Below are 23,394 nucleotides of genomic sequence, written 5' to 3' on the forward strand. Positions count from 1 at the left end.
ACTCGCTAAACATCTTTATAAACGCTTTCATTTTGCGAGAGCTCTTCCCTTTTTCTTTTGGAATATATGGCTTATGATGAATTCACACGAGTCCTAGCGACAGGAGTAATGCTTATGATTAAAAAAGTAAATATGAAACGATTCATATATTTTTTCGTTTTTTTCCTTTTACTTACCTTAAGTTTGTTTTTCATAATGAACTCCCTAGGTTCCAAAACCATTCAAGAGAGCTTGGTTAACTCCTCCAAAAATCAGCTAGCTTATACGGAAAGCATACTGGATGGCATCATCTCTGAGGCAAGTTTGTATGGCATCCAATATACAGCCGACACCTCCGTACGTTTCTATCAAAGCAAAATACAAGAGATGAACAATTACGATGCCCAGATGAAAAAAAACGATATCTATGACCGCATATCAGCACCACTTCTCTCCAGTCAGGCGATTGAATCTATCGGTATCTACTGGAAATCGGACGGCACTTTTATTTTTACGGGTCATGATTCGCTTGCCAAACAGCCCTTTCAGAAGGTCACGCAGCGAGGCTGGCAGATTGTTAATAATAATTTGTATTATTTTTCAATCTACCCTTATATTCATGAGCCTAAGAACCCTGCAAATATTCAATACATTGTGGGCGTTAAGCTGAAAAAGGAGTATTTAACAAGTCTTTTAGAAAAAGCAGTGAGTGGCGGTGAGAGCTCCAATGCCTTTTTGCTTGTGAACAAGAGTTTGATGATTAGCAATAAAGCGGTGGATATTCGAATCGAGGAAAAAGCCAAGGAGACGATAACACCCAATGCACATGAAATTCTAAAGTTTGACTATCATATCAACGATGACGATTATTATGTTTTATCGAAGTATATTGAGCCGATTGATACGTATCTAGTTACCTATACGCGAATGAGTGATTTTTTGAATCCGCTTAACCGGAATAAACAGGTGTTTTTTGTCAGCATCTTAATGATCTTGATCATTGGCCTTATCGTGATTTTTATGTTCTATCGAAACTATTATCGCAATGTATATCTGCTCGACAAGAAATTCTACCAAGTGGAACAAGGGAATTACAGCACCAGAATTAGTGAGAACCCGGACAATCAATTTTATAGTCTATTTAAAAGCTTTAACCACATGGTCGCCAAAATACAGGCTTTATTCGCTTCATTAAAAATAGAAACCGAGCTGCGCAGAAACGCGGAAGTGAAACAGCTGCAGGCTCAGATCAATCCACATTTTCTTTACAATAATCTGTTTTTCATTATGGCTGTGGCAAAAACTTCACCGGAAGCCGTAATGCAGATGAGCAAACATTTAGCAGAGTACTATCGTTATTTAACAAAAATGAATTCAGATAATGTTACGTTGGCTTCTGAATTGCAGCTTGCCGATCATTTTTTATCCATCATGTCACTTTCCAAAAAAATAAATTATGAAATCAACCTGCCCCCTGAACTGGGAGAGCATCTGATTATGCCACTGATTATCCAGCCTATGGTCGAGAACGCGATTCAGCATGGGATTGAAGAACAGCAAGGGGCTTATCGCGTTACTATAGATGTAAAAGCACTTGATACTGGAGCGTTAATTATTGTAGCCGATGATGGTAAGGGGCTTACTGCTGAGGAAATACACCAGCTAATGGCCAGGCTTGAGAATGAATCCCCTCCTGAAGGATCAAGAGGAATTGGTCTTTGGAACATTCATCATCGCCTCAAAAATGCGTATGGTGAATTAAGCGGACTGCGTTTCTTCATTAATGACTGGGGCGGTTTATCCGTGCTGGCATTCATAGATTTCTCGCTGGATGAAGGAGGTCAATATGCGATTATTGATAGTTGATGACGGGCATTACATCGTTGAATATTTAAAACACCTGCTGGATTGGAACAAATTTGGGATTGAGCATATTGAGACGACAACAAATTCGATTGAAGCCAAGGAGCTATTGAATCAGAATCATATAGATATTCTTATTACAGATATTCGTATGCCCGAGGTATCCGGCATTGATTTACTGCATCATGTTCATGAAAAAAAGCTCAAAACCAAGGTGATTTTTCTTTCCGGTTATTCTCAATTTGATTATGCACAGCAAGCCATCCGTCTGGGCGCTTTGGATTATTTACTCAAGCCGGTAGATAAAGAGGATATGGAAAAAGCCATGAGTCAAGTTATTAAGAGTATCGCTGAGAAACCCTCAAAAACCCCAGTGGCAGAGAAAAAGATAGATGGGCTAGGTTACCTGCTTTCTGTTATTAGCGAATTTTCCCCAATACGTAATGATTACAGTACATTCGATTCTACCTTCCGGAATGAGCATTTTTGCTTTTTTCATGTCTCAGGGGCTAGTGGGAAAGATGAAATGATGTTAAAAGATCATAATGGTGAACGAGACTTTATTTGGATCACTCCATCAGCCATTACTGGAATTATTCCAGAATCCAATACCGAAACTGTGGCAAACAGTATCGATTCCATTTCTTTTTCCGAGCCGTTTGAATTTTCTCAGAAGCATGCTGTTCGGCATATTTTTTATCATTTCTTTTTTAATGAAAATGTTGGGACCAATGACTTTACTATGCTGAGTACCTCTAGTGCTCTCCCTAAATTAGAGCTTGGAGAATGGGAACAAACCAGAAAAAACATTTTAAAAAACTTTGCCAAGCTCACTGCAAAAAAACAAAAGCTCCTCTATCTGCTCGAATTCATTAATTTGCTATATTCCACAACCGATAAAATCCAATCAGCTGAGGCCGCAGACTGGATTTTCAATCAATTATCAGAGCCAAATACGGCTCTTCAATCCATCTTGCAAAGCCTCACCCAATTAGATAGAAGCGCTAAATTTTCCAATCAAAATATTGTTCATACCATTCAAGCCTATATCTCCAATCATATTAGTGAATGCTTGAGCCTGGAGGATTTAGGGAAAATTGTTCACCTCCATCCTGTTTACCTGTCCAAATTTTATAAGCAGGAGACGGGCGAAAATTTATCGAGCTACATTTCTTCTAAACGCTTAGAAAAGGCCTCCAAGTTATTGATCGATTCCAACTTACATGTGCTCGATATTTCACATCTAGTCGGCTACAAAAAGCCACAATATTTCATTAAGCTGTTCAAAGATCAGTATGGCATTACGCCTTATCAATATCGAAGACAGCAGATTAAATGAAACAAAAATTGAACAGATCAACAAAAAAGTTTACACTTTGTATGAATAACGAACCATGGAAAGGAAATCTGCTAATGTTGCGCTCCTCCTACACCATTCGCTCGGAAGAACAAGCTTCTATGCTTTTGTTTGATTCTATTGGCTGGGAACAAGCCGAGACTCCGGCATATTCATTCAACGGCCAGAACCGGACGGAGAGAAGTTGTGTTATTTTTCAGTACACCTTATCTGGAGAGGGTAGAATTGAAATAGACGGGGTTGTTCACCCATTAACAAAGGGCAAAGCTTTCCTAGTGACTGTCCCCAGTATACACAGATATTATTATCCGGAGGAAGGTACAGAGCCCTGGGAATTCATTTGGCTGAATGTACGAGGACCTCTAGCTATTTCACTCTGGAACCAGCTGATCGGACATGGCGGTCCCATTATAGAACTCCCTCAGGAATCGGTTCCGATGGATTTGTTGTGGAGTATGTTCAAGGACATCCAGGTTGATGAAGAAAGAGATTTGCATTTTCTAACGGGGAAAGCCTTTCAGTGGATATTGTCCATGGAGAAATACCTCAAGAAACCGAGTTTGTTAACCACCTATATAAAAAATGACAAACTTCATGCTGCTATACAATTTATGAAAAATGATCTGCACAATAATAACCTTAGCTTAGACGATGTCGCCGCACATGTTGGAATTTCCAAACATCATCTTTGCAGACTATTTCAAAAAAACATCAATCTCTCACCTTTTGAGTATTTAAGAAGGAGACGGATCGAGCTGGCAGCATCTATGCTGAAAACAACAGATCAGACGATCTACCAGATCGCTGTGGACACCGGGTTTGACAATGCCAGCTATTTTGGCAAAGTCTTTCGTTCCTACTTTGGAGTTAGCCCCTCTACTTACCGCGAGCAGGATCTGGAGTTCCTGTCCAAACATGTGTTTTTTGAAAATTGATGTTGCTCGGCATAACCATTCGGCTTTGATAGAGCTGAGTGGCATGCGTGGCGTGCTAATTCGGGGCCGGTGGATGCAAGTAGTAACCATTCAGATTTGGTGGCGCCAACTCAAAACCATCCCCCACCGCTTTCGGACTCAGATGACGCTATTTGCTAATTTTTCGCCTTTTAAGCACAGTTTCGGACTCCAGTGCAGCTATTCCTTCGAAAGAGGTGCTTATTTGGTACTTTTCGAGCCAATAGCGACTATGCGGTCCGATAAAACTCCAAATGTGTGGAAAGGCTGCGGTTAGCGGCATTTGAGTCCGATAGCACTGTGTTGGCTGAGTAAGTAACTTGCAAGGCGTACCAATTCGCGTCCAGCAGTCCCCGGCTAGGTAAGCATCTTGTTAAACACCCTAATTCGCGTACGGCAGCACCGAGTCACACCCATCCCTCGTCGCTTTCGGACTCAGATGACGCTATTTGCCAATTTTTCGCCTTTTAAGCACAGTTTCGGACTCCAGTGCAGCTATTCCTTCGAAAGTTGTGCATGTTAGGTACTTTTCGAGCCAATAGCGACTATGCGGTCCGATAAAACTCCAAATGTGTGAAAAGACTGCAGTTAGCGGCAGTTGAGTCCGATAGCACTGTGTTGGCTGGGTAAGCAACTTACATGGTGCACCAATTTGAGCCCGCCGGCTTCAGTATAAACAATCAGCTCCAGTGGCGCCAAGCTACTTGCAAGTCGCACTAATTCGCGTCTGGTAGTCCCCGGCCAAGTAAGCATCTCGCAAAGCGCCCCATCCAATAACAGCTTCGGGCGCGCAGCTAGTCACAAAAGAACTCAAAAAAGGAGAAAAAAAAGGAAGGTGCCCAGCAGCCAATGGCTTTTGGGCACCCTCCTTTTTTGATTAAACTTCTCTAAGCACGAAAAGTAGGCTTCTGAAATCGCCCTCGAGCTGTGGAATCGTGAGTCCGAAGTGCATCAGCTCATCCCCTCTGTATACTCCGCCGTTAAGCTCAAGCTTATACGATTTTGCAGGGTCGAGTCCTTTCAGACGTAATCTGCGCAACGGTGGATTAGGCCCGGCCAGAACTTGGAAGTAGGTGGCGAAGGCTTCTTTTTTATCAGCGGAAACAAACATCCATGCCGTCTCGTTTCCTTCAAAAGGACTAAGCAGTCGATAGAAATCACCGTACTGAATCAGCATTCTCAGTTCCTTGTACTCCGAAACCTGCTTGCGGATATCCTCGCGTTCAGCTTCAGTAAGCTTGGTCAAATCCAGCTCGTAGCCGAAATTACCCGACATCGCGACATGACCACGTGTCTCCAAAGGAGTAATACGATGCACCTGATGGTTAGGAACAGCCGACACATGGGCACCCATTGAACTCGCTGGATACACAATACTTGTTCCGTATTGGATCTTTAATCTTTCCACTGCATCCGTATCATCGCTAGTCCAGGTCTGTGGCATATAATACAGCATCCCCGGATCAAATCGTCCGCCACCACCAGAGCAGCTTTCGAACAAAATATGAGGGAAACGGGAAACGATACGTTCCAGCACATCATAAAGTCCAAGGATATAACGGTGTGCCGTTTCGCGTTGACGTTCGGCTGGAAGAAGCGCTGATCCAATCTCCGTCATATTCCGGTTCATATCCCATTTCACATAAGTAATCGGAGCGGATGATAATACCGAGCTAACTGACTCGACGATATAATCACATACATCCTTGCGGGATAAATCCAGCACTAGCTGCTGGCGGGCTAATGAACTTTTATGCCCAGGTACATGGAGACACCAGTCTGGATGTTCACGGTAAAGATCACTTTCAGGCGATACCATTTCTGGCTCGAACCATAATCCGAATTCCATGCCCATTGCCGTGATATCTTCGCCTAGCTTTCCAAGACCTTCAGGCAGCTTGCGACGATCCTCTACCCAATCTCCCAGGGAGCTGTCGTCGTTATCACGTTTGCCGAACCAGCCGTCATCCAGCACGAACAGCTCCAGGCCTAGCTCTTTGCCTGCTTTAGCAATTTCTTTGATTTTATCCGCATTAAAATTAAAATAAGTCGCTTCCCAGTTGTTGATCAGAATAGGACGCTTGCTATCGCGGAATTCACCTCTGCATAATCGGGTCCGATACAGACGGTGATAGGTTCTCGATAATCCACCAAGCCCTTCACTGGATCTTACCAATACGGCTTCTGGAGCCTGAAAGGATTCGCCCGGTTCAAGCAACCACTGAAAGTTGAAAGGTTGAATACCGATCCCTACTCTGGAAATTCCGTATTGATCCACTTCTGCTTGGGCAAGGAAACTTCCGCTATACACAAGGCTGAACCCGTAAACTTCGCCATGATCCTCTGTTGCATCTTTTGCAAGCAAGGCCATAAAAGGATTCTGCTGATGGCTGCTGGAGCCGCGTTTGCTGTCAATCCGCTGGATGCCAGGAACGAGTGGTCTTTTGTGAATATGGCGTTCTCTAGTCCAAGTACCGGATAATTGCAGCATGTCATAGTCAGAATCATGGAAGTCAACATTCGCGCTTAATACTCTTTTCAGAACCAGATTGTCCTTACCCAGATTCTCAATCCGCACGGAACGTGTTATAACATCCTGATTGTTAAATACGGTATAGCTCAAGGCAGCGATCAATCCTGTTTTATCATCTTGCAGTATAATTTCCAGGGTCTCTGCTTCTTCTTCACTTTCAACATAAGTAGCAGGCAGACCCTTGAGTGCAGGTTTTCCTTTATTAATGGTGTGGCTCTTATAACGGAAATCCGTTACGGTCGTGCCATCTACTAGGTGAACCTCAAGTGCCGGCTCGCGGAAATCACCGTTTCCATAAGAAGGGAATTCACTTGGCAAGGTGTCGAGGGAGATATTTTTATCCTCCTGCAAATAAGTTGGACTAAAAGAGCAACGTTCCACCAAATTCAACGGATGTTGAAATTCTCTCCCTGCCAATTTTGGGCCCCAGTAGACATGCGCTGGAATAACACCTTTGATCATTTCAATAATATAGCTGGATTTCTCAGACTGTAAATGAAACACCTTGCGGTTGTCATCATAATAAATACCCATAATATGTTTGCACTCTCCTTAAGGTAGCTCAATAGAACGTTTATAGTTTGTAATTAATGCTTCTTCGAAGTCTATTTTAGAGTGAAATGGAAGGGTATACAATCTTAATATCTATACCTATTATAGTAAAATATTGATCTATCTATACGCAGAGTCTAAACCACTAGAATATATATCATCAAACTGTCATTTGGAGATTGGTAGCCTAGGATATAGTAGGAAAATAACCTTTTTCTTAAATATCAAAGACGGAACGTACAGTAAGCTGGGCACGCAGTTCCTCAGCCGTAGCTGGTTTATCGAGATCTTTTTTAGCAACCGTAACGGTTCTTGAAACGCCAGCTGATAGGTCGAAATAGTTATCACTGAAGATCGCATCTCTTTCCTTGAAATCAAGTCCGACGAAACGGGCATATGCTTTTGACTTCACAGTAATAACGAATTGTTCTGCTTCCTCAGTGAGTACGGCTTCAAGCTCAGGATCAACAAAGCTGAAGTGTTTCGGCTTAACGAACAAGACGGTTCCCCCGCTTATCGTTTCCCCCTCTACCTCAAATACATATTCCAGATAGGCTTCACGTTTCTTCTCTTTTGTATCCAAGACATGACCAAAATCAAGCCGATCGAACTCGGCACTGCTTAAAGCCTCAATCTTCACCGACTTCGCACCTTCCATTAGAACCTCTGATGTCGGAGTAAGCAGTCTCCATCTTAATTCACCGCTCACCTTCTCTCTGCTCTCATTAGAGACATGCAGGGAAACTACGGTTCCTTCGTCATGTGCAGAAGCAAGAACTGGAGCAAAAAAACGTCTAGCTGTATAATGCATTGCTTTCCACCGGCCATAATAATCGATGCTAGACCAGGAAGCAACCGGCCAACAATCGTTCAACTGCCAATACAATGCGCCCATGCAGCGCCCTCTATGTCTACGCCAATGCTCTACGCCACAGCGCATGCCTTCGGCTTGGATAAGCTGGGACGCATAGAGAATAGATTCAAAATCCTTCGGATATTTGTAGGTCTCGCCGATATAATAGAGAATTTTCTCATTTCCGGTATTGTTCTTCTGGTGGGACTCCATGACATAGGAGAAAATATTGCGATCCTCCGGCAGCGTAAAGGATTCAATCGTCTTCAAGCTTGGGAAGGATTGCAGGCCAAACTCAGACATATAACGCGGATAGAGCTTCCGATAATCGGTAAAAGGCTCCTTGCCATGCCAAACGCCCCAGTAATGCATGTCTCCATAGTTCTCGTCATTCGGTTTATCAAAGCTTCCTTTAGAGGAAGGAGAGGCACGCCAGTAGAAGGTATTGGGATCAACTTCCTTAGCGATAGCCGGCAGAAGCACTTCATACTGCTTGATATAGTCGGCCTTTAGCTGGAGCGAATAATGATTCTCCCAATCCCAATCGACCCAAGCCATCTCCTGTTCGTTGTTACCGCACCACAAGCCTAACGATGCGTGATGGCGTAAGCGCTTCATGTTGTCCATCGTCTCATGTGTGATATTGTCCTCAAAAGATTCTGTCAGTGCATAGATCCCGCAGGCATACAGATGATCCTGCCAGACGATAAGCCCATATTCATCGCATAGATCATAAAAATAATCGTCAGGATAATAACCGCCACCCCATACACGAATGGTATTAAAGTTAGCAGCCACGCAGCTTTGGAGCAGGCGATCCGTGCGCTCCTTAGTCACGCGAGGTAGAAGATTATCTTCCAGAATATAATCGGCACCTGTAGAAAAGATAAGTACGCCGTTGATTTCAAAAGCGAATGATTGTCCCCACTGGTCCTCTTCCTGCTTCACAGAAATCGTTCTTAATCCAATCCGCAGTTCTCGACGATCCAGCTCCTGTCCCTTCTGCAACAGTACGACCTCGACGTTATACAGGGGTTGTGCACCCAGATTATTCGGCCACCACAGCTCTGGCTCCATAATTTCCAGTGTAATATGATGATCTTCTCCGGCAGTTTCGGACACACGACGTTCAACGGCCACACCTGCTGGAGTGTGAACGCTGACTACGATTTCCCGTTCAACCTCCTGCCAACTCTCTGTTCTTACCCGAACATCCAGAGTAACCTTATCCGGCTCGTGAAATTGTGTAATATAAACATCGTCAACACGGGCACTGTCATACCCCTGAATGGAGAGACTTCTCCAGATTCCAAGATCGGGCAGCTTCGGACCCCAGTCCCAGCCGAACATGGAATGTGCTTTGCGCAGATGGGATATTCCCTCCACTGCATCAGCACAACTGCTAAGCGGCAGCTCCGCTTGCTTCCGCAGAGCAAATTCCACTGGGGAACGAAAAATCGCGTGAATGGTGTTATCGCCTTGCTTCAACACTGACTTAATGTCCACTTCATACGTCCGGTGCATATTATCACTGTTCAGAATGTTAGTTCCATTCACAAAAAGCTCGCATAACGTATCCAGCCCCTCACACAGCAGAAATACGCGGTCATGCTGTAACACTTCAGCTTCCACTTGAAAGCAACGCTGATATTCGTAATCGTAATTGGATAATTCCAGAACCTCATATTCCTGCTCACGATAGAACGGATCCGGCATTTCTCCGGCATTCAATAAATCGTGATAGACAGAACCTGGCACACTAGCCTCCAGCCAGCTCGGCTCATGCAGACGTCTCATTTTCCATTTTCCATTTAGATCTACAAGATGCATTTTCTCCCGCCTCCAAAATGTGCTATTTTGCCTTCTTATAGATCAAGTCTATCAATAATATCTTTATATTTCTTGTGTTGTGTTCTCGAGAATCATGTGCTATTTTAACATCATTAATACACTGGAGGACGAACATGCTCAAATACACCGAGGCAAGCCATATGAATCCTGAACTACTAGCAGACCCTTTCTGGGTGGAGTCCTTAAGTCAGGTATCTCCAGAACATACGCATGATTTCTATGAATTTTTCATTCTCACAGAAGGCAGATGTCAGCATATTGTTAACGGGACAGCGCAGCTGCTTCAGACTGGCTGCCTTGTCTTTATTCGGCCCAGTGATACCCACAGATATGAAGCAGATGGTGATAGCGATTGCCGTTTCCTGAACATTCCCTGCCGCAAAAGCCTCATTGAAGATGCTTTAACTTATCTGAATGAAGAGGAGTTTTTGCACGGATTGCTGAACACGCCTCTCCCCCGAATCGCCATGTTATCTCAGCTGGAAATGGCTAGTTTCGTCCGTTCTATGGAACGCATTCGCATCCTATCAACCCTAGACAAGGTTAAGTCCCGGATTTTTCTAAAAGGCCTGCTCGTCGATACACTCACCCAGCATTTTTTCTCCGCAGAGACAGTCGCTCAACCAGAATTCCCGCTCTGGCTAGAGCATGCCATAACCAAAATGCATTTAAAGGATAATTTGCACCGTGGACTTCATGCCTTGTACGAGCTGTCAGGGAGAAGCGCCGGCCATGTGAACCGCGCCTTCCGGCAATACTTGAACCAGACGCCTACGGAATATATCAACCAGCTAAAGCTCAATGTAGCCCGCAACCTACTGCTCACTACCGAGCTGCGTGTGGTCGATATCGCTTTGGAATCCGGCTTCGAGAATGTCAGTCATTTCTATCATCAATTCAAAAAATTCTATCATCAAGCCCCGCTTGATTTCCGCAGGAATGCACATGTTAATCGGCTGGTTTAGCTTTTTTATACAACAAAAAGCTTCCCTCTGCTGAAATGCAGAGAGGAAGCTTTTACATAGATAAATATATTATTTTGAGTTCCACAATTCCATACGTTCGCTATACTTCTGATTGAAGATTTCTTCTACTTTTTCATCCCCAGCTTTTTTCATATCCGCAAGCATCTTGTCGAATGTAGAATTGGCTTCGGCTTCAGAAGGAGCGATGATTACTCTCGTAATGCTTTGGTCCATAATATCTTTTACTTTTTGCGCTGTCAGCGCTTCAGGCGTTCCGCCGTCAGGGCCTAAGTTATCAAATTCTGCTGTATCCCATACGGAATCTCCAAGGCTCTTAATGGCCATTTCGTCAATTTCACTACGTTGGTATTTAACGGCCATATCGTATGGCTGTTCATTGGCATCCAGACCATTTTTAACAAACCACAACCATTTACGAACACCGCTCTTCTTCACAGCATCGTCCCAGTTATCCTTGAAGCTTTGCAGGAATGCAGGGTCTGGTTGTCTCTTTCCATCCACCATGGTGTACTGCTCGCCTTCCTTACCCCATAGCAGCAAATGTTGTCCTTCGTCACTCGCTAGGTAGTTGAACAGCTTGATAGTTTCTTCAGGGTGTTTGTTATTTTTCGTAATGGCAATAGCATCCCATCCAAGTGAGCTTCTTGGTCCGAATGTTGTTTGGGAGGTCTCTGTGCCTGGTGCTACAACCTTGTACGGGAAGAACTGATTATCATCTCCGCCATCCTTCTTCAGAGTACCATTTGCATTACCTGGGTCCCAGTATGCGCCTGGTGTGGAGAACACTGCGCCGGTAGCCAGCTTTTGAATCCAGGTTTGCGTTTTGCTGATGGCAAACTCTTTTTCGATTAGACCTTCTCTATACAGACTGTTCACATAAAGCAGCATCTCGCGATACTTTGGATCCTTAACATCATATTGTAATGTTCCATTATTATCATAGTAGGTTCTCAGACCCCACATCCCTTTAAATGTACCGAGGTTGGCGCCCATATTCTCACCGTTCATCGTCATTGGAACAGTTTCTTTTCCATCAATTGTCTTGTTTTTCTCTTTAAAATTCTTTAAAAGTGCTTCATACTCATCCGTTGTGAGTGGGGTGGAGCCATCTGCCTTATCTGGAGCTAGGTCCGCAACCAGATTTTTTCTCATCAGCATACCGAAAACAGGATCACTATCCAGGCCATACCAGTTAGCTAGGTAATAGTTTTTCCCATCCTTATAACGTGTTTTGATCAATGTGTCGCCGTACATTTCTTTAATGTCTGGTCCACTTTTCTCAATTAACTCATCGAGCGCTATAAATGCGCCACTTGTAATGTATTTATCGAGAGAAGCATCGCCCCGGCTCATTACAACTACATCTGGATAGTCACCGCTGGCTAGCATCAAGCTCAGCTTTTCCGTAGGATTACCCGTTGGCTGCTGAATTGAGATCGAAATGCCCGTTTTTTTGGTGATTTCCTGCGCAATAGCATCAGTGAAAGGTTCTCCCTTGGTATTTGAATCAAACCAGGTCAATGTAATCGGCTCTTGTTTTTTATCGTCTCCGGCCGTTTGGTTTGTATTGTTTTTTCCATCATTTGAAGCACAACCCGCTAATACACCAACGGCTAATGCGGCAGTAATACTCACGTTCAACCATTTGTTTTTCTTTATCATAGACACCCTAATTCCTCCCATTAAGTAAGTTACTTCATAAGTCTATCAAGCAACCAAGCAAGTCTGCCCGTTCACCCCCCTTCAGGGCCGCTATTTATTTAATCATATTAACTCTTAACCGCTCCCAAAGTCATACCCTTAACAAAGTACTTTTGCAGGAATGGGTATACCAGTACGATAGGCAATGTTGCCACCATCGTCGCTGCCATCCGGATAGTATCACTTGAAACCGCATTCCGCTTAGCCGAGTTAGCTAGCATTTGCGATTGCGATACCATACCTCCGGTCTGGAATTGGCTTAATATTTTCACGAGTACGGCTTGCAAGGTCTTTAAGTCAGAACTATAGGTAAACGCATAGGAGTCAAACCACGAATTCCAATGTGAGATTGCCTGAAAAAGTCCTACAGTCGCAAGCACGGGTGTGGTCAACGGTAGAACAATCCGGAAGAAAATCATCAGGTCATTCGCCCCGTCTACCTTCGCCGACTCCTCGATCTCACCAGGCAGTCCCTCCATAAAAGTACGGACAATAATCATATAGAAGACATTCATCAGCCCTGGCAAAATAAATACGGAAAACGTGTCAATCATATTCAGCGCTTTAAGCACCATGTAATAAGGAATCAGTCCGCCTCCAAAATACATTGTGAAGACAAAATATAGATTCCATCCTTTACGTCCCATCAAATTCCGGCGGCTTAGCGGATAAGCAAGCATCGTAATGACAAGGACAGATAGCGGCGCGCCAATTACGGTACGTTTGACAGTAACCCATAAGCCATTCAAAATCTCGCTATCTTTTAAGATTTGACTGTAGCTATCAAAGGTGAGGACTCTGGGCCATAAATAGACGCCACCACGTACGGTATCCTCAGCAGCATTTAATGAAAGAACGAGAATATTCCAAAAAGGGAGAAAGGTAACTAGCAACACAAGTATAAGAATGAAATAAACTATAAATTTAAAAATATGATCCCCGTATCTATTCGAAATCATCACAAGCGCTCCTCTCTTTTTCGGGTTTAGAACAACGCTTGGTCGTTCACTTTTCTAGAAATTCGATTCACAATTACAACAAGTATGAAGGCAATCACGGATTTAAATACCCCAACGGCCGCCCCGTAGGAGAACATGCTGTTTTGTAGCCCGTATTTATATGCATAAATATCGATAACCTCTGAATACTCAAGCACGGTATTATTTTGCAGCAGGTATTGTTGTTCAAAGCCCGCATTCAAAATGCCTCCGACGGCAAGAATCCCTAAAATAACAATGGTTGGACGCAAGGCTGGCAACGTAATATGCCACATTTGCCGGAAGCGACTGGCTCCATCCACTCTAGCTGCTTCGTAGAGCTCTGGATTAATAGCGGAAATTGCAGCAAGATACATAATGGCGCTGAAGCCCATTTCCTTCCACATATTGGACAAAGCGATAATCCACCAGAATAGTGGTCCATTTTGTAGAAAAGCAACCGGTTCCTGAACAATGCCCAACGTCACCAGTAAATTGTTAAACATCCCATCGGAAGCCAGCAGTGTAATCACGATGTTTGCAGCGATAACCCATGAGATAAAATGCGGCAGATAAGAAACCGTCTGTACAAATCTTTTGAAAAATCCCTGTCTAGCTTCATTCAGTACAAGTGCGAGGATGATCGGTGCTGGAAATCCGAATAACAAGGTCAGCAAGCTTGTAGCGAGCGTATTGCGCATTACACGGTAGAAGTCTCCGGTAGTAAAGAAATACTCAAACCACTTAAAGCCTACAAACTCTGCATGGAAAAATTGTTGAAAAAATGTTCCTCCGCCCGGCTGATAATTCGTAAACGCCATATACATCCCAAACATAGGACCATAAGAAAATAGCAATGTCGCAATTAAGGCAGGCAGCATCAGCAAAAATAACCATTTCTGCTCTTTTAATCTGTACCACAGATTATTGCCTCTGACTGTTTTGATAGCGCTTGCTTTATGCATCAAATACCCTCCCTTTTTATTTAGTGCAGCATGTCGAGCCACATCTCGATTCAACTTCTCTCCTATTCATCTTAAGTCCGCAACAGGTGGCTTTCTATACTTCAATCCTCCGAATGATAGCGCTTTTTAAAGGAGTTTCGGCAGATTCGAGCATTGGATTTCGATATTCAGTCTGCTATGATGAACATGGCAAACAGCGAATTTACAGTAAAGAAGGGACTTCTTCTATGCGCCATATATATAGGAAATATATTTATATGCCTTTTATCGATTTGAGCTTTCGCTCCAAGCTGTTCAGCGTATTTGTGCTAGTGACCATTGTTCCGATGATGCTTTTCGCCTACCTTTCCTACGAATTAACAAAATCAAAATTAACGGATCAGATTTACAGCAATATGATGAATTCAACAGCTCAGATTAATAAAAATTTGGAAAACAAGCTGGACAGCTATGAACATATTTCAGCTTCCATCTACCTGGATAACAGACTTGCCAGCTACCTCACGAGTGAATACCAGGATGATCCTTCTTATCTGGATGTCTATCAATACATAGGCAACCGCATGGACACGATAATGACTGCCTATCCTGATTTTGATAGCGTTTTCATTTATTCGGACAATGAATCACTGCCCAAAGATGATTACTATATCAAGCCGGTGACAGCTGAGGTTAAAGAGACCGAGCTGTTCAAGCAGCTTCAGCAGTCACATGGGAATATCATTCATCTATCCTCACCGCAGACCGAAGATAGTCCGGCCATGTTTACCTTAGCAAGATTTTTGAACAATAACCGCAATCAATATCCCTACGGTATTCTGGTCTTCAGAATCTCCGAATCGGTCATCTATTCTTTAATGGAGGAAGAAGCGGGCGGGAAAGATATTTTTATTATTAATGACAAAGGGCTTATTCTCTCAGCAGCAGACAAGCACTTATTAAATACGAGCCTGCCGGAATTGCTTGATCAGAAATTCGATGAGTCACCATCGGGCAGATTTGATACAACTTACAAAGGGGTAAAGGCATTCGCGGTCTACAACACGCTCAAAAATGGATGGAAAACTGTATCTATCTTCCCCTATGACAGCATCATTCAGGACGCTAAATCACTCTCAGATCTGATTATCAAAATCTCACTGGGCTTTATTGGTGTGGCCCTCCTGCTGATTTACATTACGGCGTCGCTGTTCAGCAAGCGTATCCGTACTTTAATCCGGATGATCCGCCGCCTGGAACGGGGCGATTTCAATCATAGTACAGAAGAACATTTGGGGAATGATGAGATTGGCCAGCTGCATTTTGCCTTCAAGCAAATGACCACCCGGCTCAAAAGTCTCATTACCGAGGTGTATCAGAAGGAGCTGCAGAGTAAGGAGGCCGAGCTTGACCTGCTGCAAGCGCAAATCAACCCTCATTTTCTGTACAACACGCTGGGCTCCATCTCGTCGCTTGCCCTAAAACATCAAGATACGCGTATACAAGATTTGGTGCTTCATCTAGCCAAGTTTTATCGAATCTCCTTGAATAAAGGGAAAAGTATATTGACCATCCACGAGGAATTAAAGCTGACCCAGAGCTACAACGCCATTCAGCTAATCCGCTTTAAAGGCCAACTGAACATTACCTACACAGTAGATGAAGCGATCCTGCCCTACTCTACTGTCAAGCTTGCCTTACAGCCTTTTGTGGAGAATGCAGTGCTGCATGCCGTGTGGAGCCAAGAAAGTCCGCTGAACATTCATATCAAAGGTGTCATGGAAGCAAACGATATTATCTTGTCGGTAATCGATGATGGCATGGGGATGAGCCGCGAGACCCTCAGCTCTTTGCTTGAGGATAAGCCTGGACGAGGGTACGGAATCACTAACGTTGATCGCCGCATCAAACTAAAATATGGTGAGCACTACGGCGTTAAAGTGTTTAGCAGACTAGGAATAGGCACCACCGTGCAGATTCGTTTACCGCAAAAAGAGGTGTAGGAGCGGTGACGAGGGGATTCTCCATTGCGAGAATCCTTTGGCTTGCTTCTCCTTGGATTTGATGGGATCGATGGGATCGATGGGATCGTTGGGATCGTTCGGCACTATTTGCTCCCTCCTCATTCGTATCGGACCGAGGAGACCTTATTTCGATGATTCGGGGCATTTTGCTCGACTATCGGACTCAGATGCAGCTATTTACTCGTTTGTACACTAATTCTGGACAATTTTATAGCAATAAGAGCTATACAGTCCGAAATCTTTGTAAAATGCCTCAAATACCCGAAATAGCTGCAATACGGTCCGATGTGTTCTACTTCGCGCGGGATTCTACTTTGCTGGGGTGTGTTCGACTTTTGCGCGGAATTCTACTTTGCTGGGGAATGTTCGACTTTTGCGCGGAATTCTACTTTGCTGGGGTGTGTTCTACTTATACTCCTTCCTCTTACGCATCGGACCGAGGAGACCTTATTTCGATGAGTCGGGGCATTTTGCTCGGCTATCGGACTCAGATGCAGCTATTGACTCATTTGCACAGTAATTCTGGACATTTTTATAGCAATAAGAGCTATACAGTCCGAAATCTTTGTAAAATGACTCAAATATCCAAAATAGCTGCAATACAGTCCGATGTGTTCTACTTCGCGCGGGATTCTACTTTGCTGGGGTGTGCTAGACTTTTGTGCGGGATTCTACTTTGCCAGAGTGTCTTAGTGTGTTCCAACTTATACTCCTTCCTCTTACGCATCGGACCGAGGAGACCTTATTTCGATGAGTCGGGGCATTTAGCTCGACTATCGGACTCAGATGCAGCTATTGACTCTTTTGCACACTAATTCTGGACCATTTTATAGCAATAAGAGCTATACAGTCCGAAATCTTTGTAAAAAGACTCAAATATCCGAAATAGCTGCAATACGGTCCGATGTGTTCTACTTTGCGCGAGAGATTCTACTTTGCTGGGGTGTGCTAGACTTTTGTGCGGGATTCTACTTTGCCAGAGTGTCTTAGTGTGTTCCAACTTATACTCCTTCCTCCTACGCATCGGACCGAGGAGACCTTATTTCGATGATTCAGGGCATTTTGCTCGGCTATCGAACTCAGATGCAGCTATTGACTCATTTACATACTAATTCTGGACAATTTTATAGCAATAAGAGCTATACAGTCCGAAGTCTTAGTAAAATGACTCATATATCCGAAATAGCTGCAATACGGTCCGATGTGTTCTAACTATGATCTATTTTGTCGGGGTGTGTTCTACTTTTGCGCGAGATTCTAATTTGCTGAGACCGGAGTGTGTTCGACTTTTGCACGGGATTCTACTTTGCTGGGGTGTGCTCGACTTTTGCACGGGATTCTACTTCGCTGGAGTAAGGTCCGATAGATAGTAAAGTGCGGTACTAATAACTGCCGAACAGTAATGTACCTAATAATAATGTAGTACCTATTAGTAAAGTTCGATAAAGTAGCTAATTTCATCAAGTGATCTATCAAAAAAAGCGACTCTCCGGTTAATGGAGAGTCGCTTTTTTGTAGTGATTTCAGCTTACTTCAAAATCAAATTATAGATCACTTGAGCTGCTTCTGCGCGCGAAGTGATTCCTTTTGGTGCAAACCGTTCATGACTTTGACCTTGAATCAGTCCTAGATTGGCCGCTTCATTAACAGAAGCAGTGGCCCAAGCAGACACCTGATTCATGTCGGTGAACGCTGCGGCAGTTGCGCCGTTTGTTGTTGCGCCGTTAGTTGTTGCACCGTTGGTTGTTTCACCATTGGTTGTTTCACCATTGGTTGTTGCGCCGTTGGTTGTTGCACCATTGGCTGTTACGCCGTTGTTCAGCTCGTAAGCCTTCATTAGCATCACCGTGATTTCTTCACGGGTGATTTGTGCTCCCGGCTCAAACTTGGACGCACTTCTACCACTCACGATTCCCGCCTTGTAAGCGATTGAGATAGGCTCCGCATACCAGGCAGATGGAGCAACATCAGCAAAGCTTTCTTTTCCTGTCGCGGTCAGTCCAAGGGCATGAACAAGCATCGAAGTGAACTCGGCACGTGTAACTGCCCGGCTTGGTTCAAACTTTTCTTTGCTTGTGCCCTGCACATATAGCTTGGACGACAGCTCTTGGATTACTGGGTTAGCCCAGTGATTGGCCGGCACATCGACAAAGATGCGGTTCAACTCCAGCACAGCATATTTGCTGAAGTGGCTGACCTCAGCTTTTAATACACCGTTAGCATAATCAGCTTGAATATATTCCAGCCTGCCATTGTCCGCGATATAATAAACACCGCCTCGTTTAGCATTGAAGCCTTCTGCCACTGGCATGATGAGTGTTATCGGCTTATCAAATGTAGCGAGTGTGTCTGTAATGCCTGACTTGGTGGTAATAGAAAGACTAAATTCATAGATGTCTCCCTTTAGTACAACAGCCGCATTAGTAGAACTAGCCACTGTAGCAACTAACTCATCGGCCTTGCTGCTGAGGTTCACCATCTTCAGGGCAATCGTGCTATCTTCCCGCTGTCCCTCTGGCAGCTTGTTTTGTAGCTGGTGAATTAGCTCCGCTGGTACCTGCAAGGAGAGCTTACCCGCATTCAAAACTAGGGTGTGGTTCGCCAACTGTCGGACTATAGCAGAGGATAACTGAACTTGTTGGATGTCCCCTTTAATCTCAACCACTACCTGACCAGAAGCACTGTCCACTTTCAGCATATCTGGCGTTAGAATCAAGGTTCCAATAGCATTCTCCAAGCCCGAAGTACTGTCAGAGATACCGCCATTGTTTCCTGGATTCCCAGGATTACTCGGTTCTCCCGGATTTCCTGGATTCCCAGGATTACTAGGCTCTCCTGGATTGCTCGGTTCTCCCGGATTGCTCGGTTCTCCCGGACTGCTCGGTTCTCCTGGATTGCTAGGCTCTCCTGTAGAGTCCTCTTTGACCGTGATTTCTGCCGATGCTTTGAACCCACCGTCTACCGTTTCCACAGTAATGGTGGCCTTTCCAGCTTCTACAGCGGTTACTGTTCCGTAGACTACGGTAGCTACAGAGGTATCGCTCGAAGTCCAGAGGACTGCTTTATCCGTCGCATCTTCCGGCGATACCGTAGCCGTCAACTTGCCGGTTTCACCTGCGGTCAACGAAAGCTCTGTCTTATCCAGTGTTATACCGGTTACTTTCTTAGGTGCAGCCGTCAATTTTACCAATATCGACTCTGTCGGCTGCAAGGACAATTTCATAGTTCCTGTGACAGAGGAAACTTCTCCTGTCCAGAGATCTAGCGTAGTATAAGTCTCTGCAGCATCCAGTCCAGCGCGGCCAAGATCAACTTGCTTATCTGCCGAAGCAGATGCACTGTAATTGAATACGGCCAGATAATAATCATTGCCATCCTTCATAACAAAAGTATCAGCGGCATTAGCGTTTGTATTTCCTTCAAGTGGTTTGAACACTTTTCCTTTTAAAGCTAAATCGAGAACATCCTTGTTGTTGAACAAAGCGGTCATGTACTCCTGTGCTTTTGAGTCGTTAACATTGTCAGAGCCAAGCAGTACTGTTCCAGCGATAACGCCAGAGTTCATACGGCTACGCGCTTCAGTCAAGCTGGTAGCACGGGCCAATGCCAAATGATCAGGATCGGTGTAGGTGTAGATCGTGCCATTTTGCCAAAAGCCATAGGTTAATGAGTTCAGCATATATTCGGTTTCATTGATCTTGCCGTATGTGTCGCAGGAAATTCGTCGGCTATGCGCATATTGGCTCGGGAAAATAGGCGCAATTGATGCGCTAATGAACATTTTTCCATCCAGACGTTCTTTCACATAACGCATTCCTTCATTATAAGCTTGGATTCCTGTCGTTATAGTTGGATCGAAATGTTGCCCCTCAAGCGAACCATGCGTTAAAAAATCTAATTTGATGAAGGTGAAGCCCAGACCTTTAAATTTGTCCAAAAAATAGTTCATGCGCAATTGGGCACCAGGATGTGTTACATCCAAAGGAAAAGCCCCGTCCAGAGTTGGCAGCGGTTGACCCGCGGCATCCTTAAGGACAATATCGCCGTAAGTATATTTATTGTCAGTTCCCTCTACAATCTGGTTCATATTGTTGCCCCAGTATACAAACGGTGCCCAATAAATACCCGCATGCTGGCCATTGCCTTTAATTACCGATACGGCGTCAGCCAGCTGCTTATCATTCAGATTATCCCAATAAGAATCCATGTTAATAAATACATTGCCGTTATTATTGAAATTTTGCAGATTCTCTTTATAGTAATTGGAGACATCCACTACATCCTGATAGGAAAGCGTACCCTCGTAAGCTCCCCAGCTATTAAAACCAACCGGTACGCCTTGTGGCAGCTCGGGGTTTAGCTCAAGTGCAGGTGTAATGATCGCATTAGCTTTACCATACTCCTCAAGCCCTGTACGGTAATCACTGAATGCCCCTACCATGATCATAGGTGAGGACAAGTCTGTTCCACTTAAGCTGCCATGAGGCTGGGTATCGCGGGTGACATCACTAGCTGCACCGCCATATACGACCAGCTCATTTAGCCGATTGGCGGAACCTTTCCAGTCGATGCCTGTCTTCCAGGTATCATGAGTTACAGAGCCAAGCACAAGGCCGCTGCGTGTCGAGTTGTTAAACACAGTAGTCACCTCATAGCTGGTATCTGCACGGTTCATAGATTGAGATTTATAACGAATCCAAGCATCGTTGTCAAAAGGAACTGTAAGCACACGATTATCCGCACTAGCTCCGATATCCACACCACCTGTACGTTTTACGGTAATAGGTGACATATAGTTGGTCTTGACTGCTGTATCGCTGGCCGCATCCAGACGGGTCAGAAAATACTTTTGGTCGTCATAAAACTTGTAGACCTGCTTTAACGTCGGTTTTCCTGTGGAAGTGTGGACAAAAGTTAGCTCCACGCCTTTGCCGAAACCATCCTGAATGTCTACCGGAGCACCAACAATTGTATGACTCTCATAGCTTGTAGTCTCAACGAGCGTATCGCCGATTTTGATACTGCTATAGATCCCATGCAGCTTCTGTCCGTCAGCCCAGTTATAGCTTGCATATCCAGACTTGGTATTATAGGACACTTCATATTGGCCATTTGATACAAGCAGTCCGTAAGTATATTCGGTAACTGTGATAGCTCCGTAGTTCTTCGAAGCGCCCGGTGTTCCTAAATCACCGTCTTCCTCCACTGGGGGATTAGGATCCACACCCATGGCTGGCTCAACTATAATTCGGTCCAGATCTGGCGCATACCAGTTGCCATCTGTAAATTTGATTGTATTCTCGCCTTCGTTCAGTGGCAGTGTAAGTTCATACATTCCAACCGTATCCCAGTCCGGTGTCTTGGGCAGCTCATAATACTGTTCTGCACCACCATTCGCACTAACGTAGAAGCTGCGTGGGTCACCTGAAATGTAGGCGACTGTGATTCGGTAATCACCAGTCATAGGGGCTGTAATCTTGTTGAAGGTTATGGAACTGCCGCTATTCAAGTACCCTACCTTCTGGCCACCCGAAGCATTCGGGCTTTCGGAAACTTGGGCCTCACCTGTCAAAACATTGAGCGGAGATTCTGCTTCATAGCTGAGGGTATAAGGAATAATTTCTATCCGGTCGAAATCTGGAGAATACCAATCATGATCTGAGAAGGTGATAGTATTCAAACCCTCTACCAAAGAGGCCTCCACATCATAGGTTCCCACGGTGCTCCAGCTTGCCGTCTTTGGCAGGTCGATCATTTCATCCATTCCATCGTTAACCTGCATATAGACAGGACGTTGATCGCCGGAAATATAGGAGATGCGGATTAAATACGTTCCCGCTGCTGGTACTGCAACATTTGTAAACTGTAAGGAACTGTTTTTGTTCAGATCCGTTACGATTTTACCGCCAGAGCCCACACTGCTGTCCGCCACTTTGGCGTTGCCTGTAAGCATATTCTCAGTAGCCTCGGCTTCCATGATCACACCATGCAGCTTCTCCTTCCAGTCACCTCCGGGTCCTTCACCTGGATCGCTGTCGTCTAGTCCACGGATTACGATCTTATCGATGTCTGGAGAATACCAGTTGTTGTCATCGATCAAGATGTTATTAGCACCCGCGTTCAGCGGAAGCGTCACATCATAAGTGCCTACCGTATCCCAGTCCACAGTCTTGGACGGTTCTTCAAATTGCTTGTCACCGCCATTGGCACTGATATTAAACGGGCGCGAATCGCCAGAAATATAATACACTGTAATTTTATAATTCCCCGGCTCGTTTACGGTCACATTATTGAACAACAAGGAGCTGCCTTGATACATGCCGCCAATTTTTTTCCCTCCGGAAGCCGCTGGGTGGTCAGAAATTGACGCATTACCCGTCAGAATATTCCCATCCGCTTCAGCTTCATAGCTATTTGTATCCTCGGCGTAAACCTTGCCGGCAAACTGACCACCGCTGCCTAACACTAAGCTGATCATAAGAAAGAACAAGAACCCTCTTTTCATTACACGTCCAAACATTTAATCCCTCCATTTAACTTTCTGATATAAGAAAAGCCTTCCGGTTGCAATTCATCAGTTGTTCCTTTTTCCAAATAACGTCTTCAGAACTCCTCTCCTTGTTGTAAGTAACGTCATGTAAGGAATGTACGGCCCGTACCGATTACTCTCTCAAGAATGCTGTATCCAACTATTGCCGTCTGGATTTCTTGAAAGCGCTATCGCAATTAGATTTGTAAAAAAGCTTCCTTTAATCGCAATAATGAATCAAGCCCCTCACATGTGCTGAGTTGTAATACATGCTTATTGTAAAAAGCAAAGG

General features: G+C 44.4%; 11 protein-coding genes. 5 read left to right on the forward strand and 6 right to left on the reverse strand.

Going from position 1 to position 23,394, the window contains the following annotated elements; genetic code table 11:
- Window positions 1-114: 114 nt before the first annotated feature.
- The 3 genes from MKX34_RS23490 to MKX34_RS23500 are packed head-to-tail and all read left to right on the forward strand — an operon-like array spanning window position 115 to window position 4,134.
- Window positions 115-1,845, forward strand: a complete 1,731-nt coding sequence (locus tag MKX34_RS23490) for a histidine kinase (RefSeq protein ID WP_076134621.1) — start codon at window positions 115-117, stop codon at window positions 1,843-1,845.
- Window positions 1,826-3,181 (forward strand): response regulator, encoded by a 1,356-nt coding sequence (locus MKX34_RS23495; RefSeq protein WP_076147909.1) that lies wholly within the window; start codon window positions 1,826-1,828, stop codon window positions 3,179-3,181. Before MKX34_RS23490 ends, MKX34_RS23495 begins: the two co-directional genes overlap by 20 nt.
- Window positions 3,182-3,222: 41 nt before the next feature.
- Window positions 3,223-4,134, forward strand: coding sequence for an AraC family transcriptional regulator (locus MKX34_RS23500; protein ID WP_076224929.1), 912 nt, complete (start codon window positions 3,223-3,225; stop codon window positions 4,132-4,134).
- A gap of 895 nt (window positions 4,135-5,029) precedes the next feature.
- Here MKX34_RS23500 and MKX34_RS23505 read toward each other — a convergent pair.
- On the reverse strand, window positions 5,030-7,219 hold the full coding sequence (locus MKX34_RS23505) for an alpha-galactosidase (protein ID WP_076134623.1): 2,190 nt from the start codon (window positions 7,217-7,219) through the stop codon (window positions 5,030-5,032).
- A 235-nt stretch (window positions 7,220-7,454) separates the two neighbouring features.
- Window positions 7,455-9,920 carry a glycoside hydrolase family 2 protein gene (locus MKX34_RS23510; protein WP_036683182.1) on the reverse strand — a complete coding sequence of 822 codons (2,466 nt, stop codon included), beginning with the start codon at window positions 9,918-9,920 and terminating at the stop codon, window positions 7,455-7,457.
- A 134-nt stretch (window positions 9,921-10,054) separates the two neighbouring features.
- Here MKX34_RS23510 and MKX34_RS23515 point away from each other — a divergent pair, with 134 nt between their 5' ends.
- Window positions 10,055-10,906 (forward strand): helix-turn-helix domain-containing protein, encoded by an 852-nt coding sequence (locus tag MKX34_RS23515; RefSeq protein WP_076179829.1) that lies wholly within the window; start codon window positions 10,055-10,057, stop codon window positions 10,904-10,906.
- A gap of 69 nt (window positions 10,907-10,975) precedes the next feature.
- Here the strand turns inward: MKX34_RS23515 and MKX34_RS23520 are convergent, their stop codons facing one another.
- The 3 genes from MKX34_RS23520 to MKX34_RS23530 all read right to left on the reverse strand — a co-directional run bounded on the left by MKX34_RS23520 (window position 10,976) and on the right by MKX34_RS23530 (window position 14,570).
- Complete coding sequence (locus MKX34_RS23520; RefSeq protein ID WP_076179830.1) at window positions 10,976-12,589, reverse strand: extracellular solute-binding protein; 1,614 nt, start codon at window positions 12,587-12,589, stop codon at window positions 10,976-10,978.
- A 107-nt stretch (window positions 12,590-12,696) separates the two neighbouring features.
- Window positions 12,697-13,587 (reverse strand): carbohydrate ABC transporter permease, encoded by an 891-nt coding sequence (locus tag MKX34_RS23525; protein ID WP_076099826.1) that lies wholly within the window; start codon window positions 13,585-13,587, stop codon window positions 12,697-12,699.
- Window positions 13,588-13,613: 26 nt separating this feature from the next.
- Window positions 13,614-14,570 carry an ABC transporter permease subunit gene (locus tag MKX34_RS23530; protein WP_051491272.1) on the reverse strand — a complete coding sequence of 319 codons (957 nt, stop codon included), beginning with the start codon at window positions 14,568-14,570 and terminating at the stop codon, window positions 13,614-13,616.
- Window positions 14,571-14,827: 257 nt separating this feature from the next.
- Between MKX34_RS23530 and MKX34_RS23535 the strand changes: the two genes are divergently transcribed.
- Window positions 14,828-16,552 (forward strand): sensor histidine kinase, encoded by a 1,725-nt coding sequence (locus MKX34_RS23535; protein WP_170914321.1) that lies wholly within the window; start codon window positions 14,828-14,830, stop codon window positions 16,550-16,552.
- Window positions 16,553-18,101: 1,549 nt separating this feature from the next.
- Here the strand turns inward: MKX34_RS23535 and MKX34_RS23540 are convergent.
- Window positions 18,102-23,093 (reverse strand): S-layer homology domain-containing protein, encoded by a 4,992-nt coding sequence (locus MKX34_RS23540; protein ID WP_076297206.1) that lies wholly within the window; start codon window positions 23,091-23,093, stop codon window positions 18,102-18,104.
- Window positions 23,094-23,394 lie beyond the last annotated feature (301 nt).

It is taken from the genome of Paenibacillus sp. FSL R5-0636 (assembly GCF_037974255.1).
Taxonomy (GTDB): Bacteria; Bacillota; Bacilli; order Paenibacillales; family Paenibacillaceae; genus Paenibacillus_AQ; species Paenibacillus_AQ odorifer.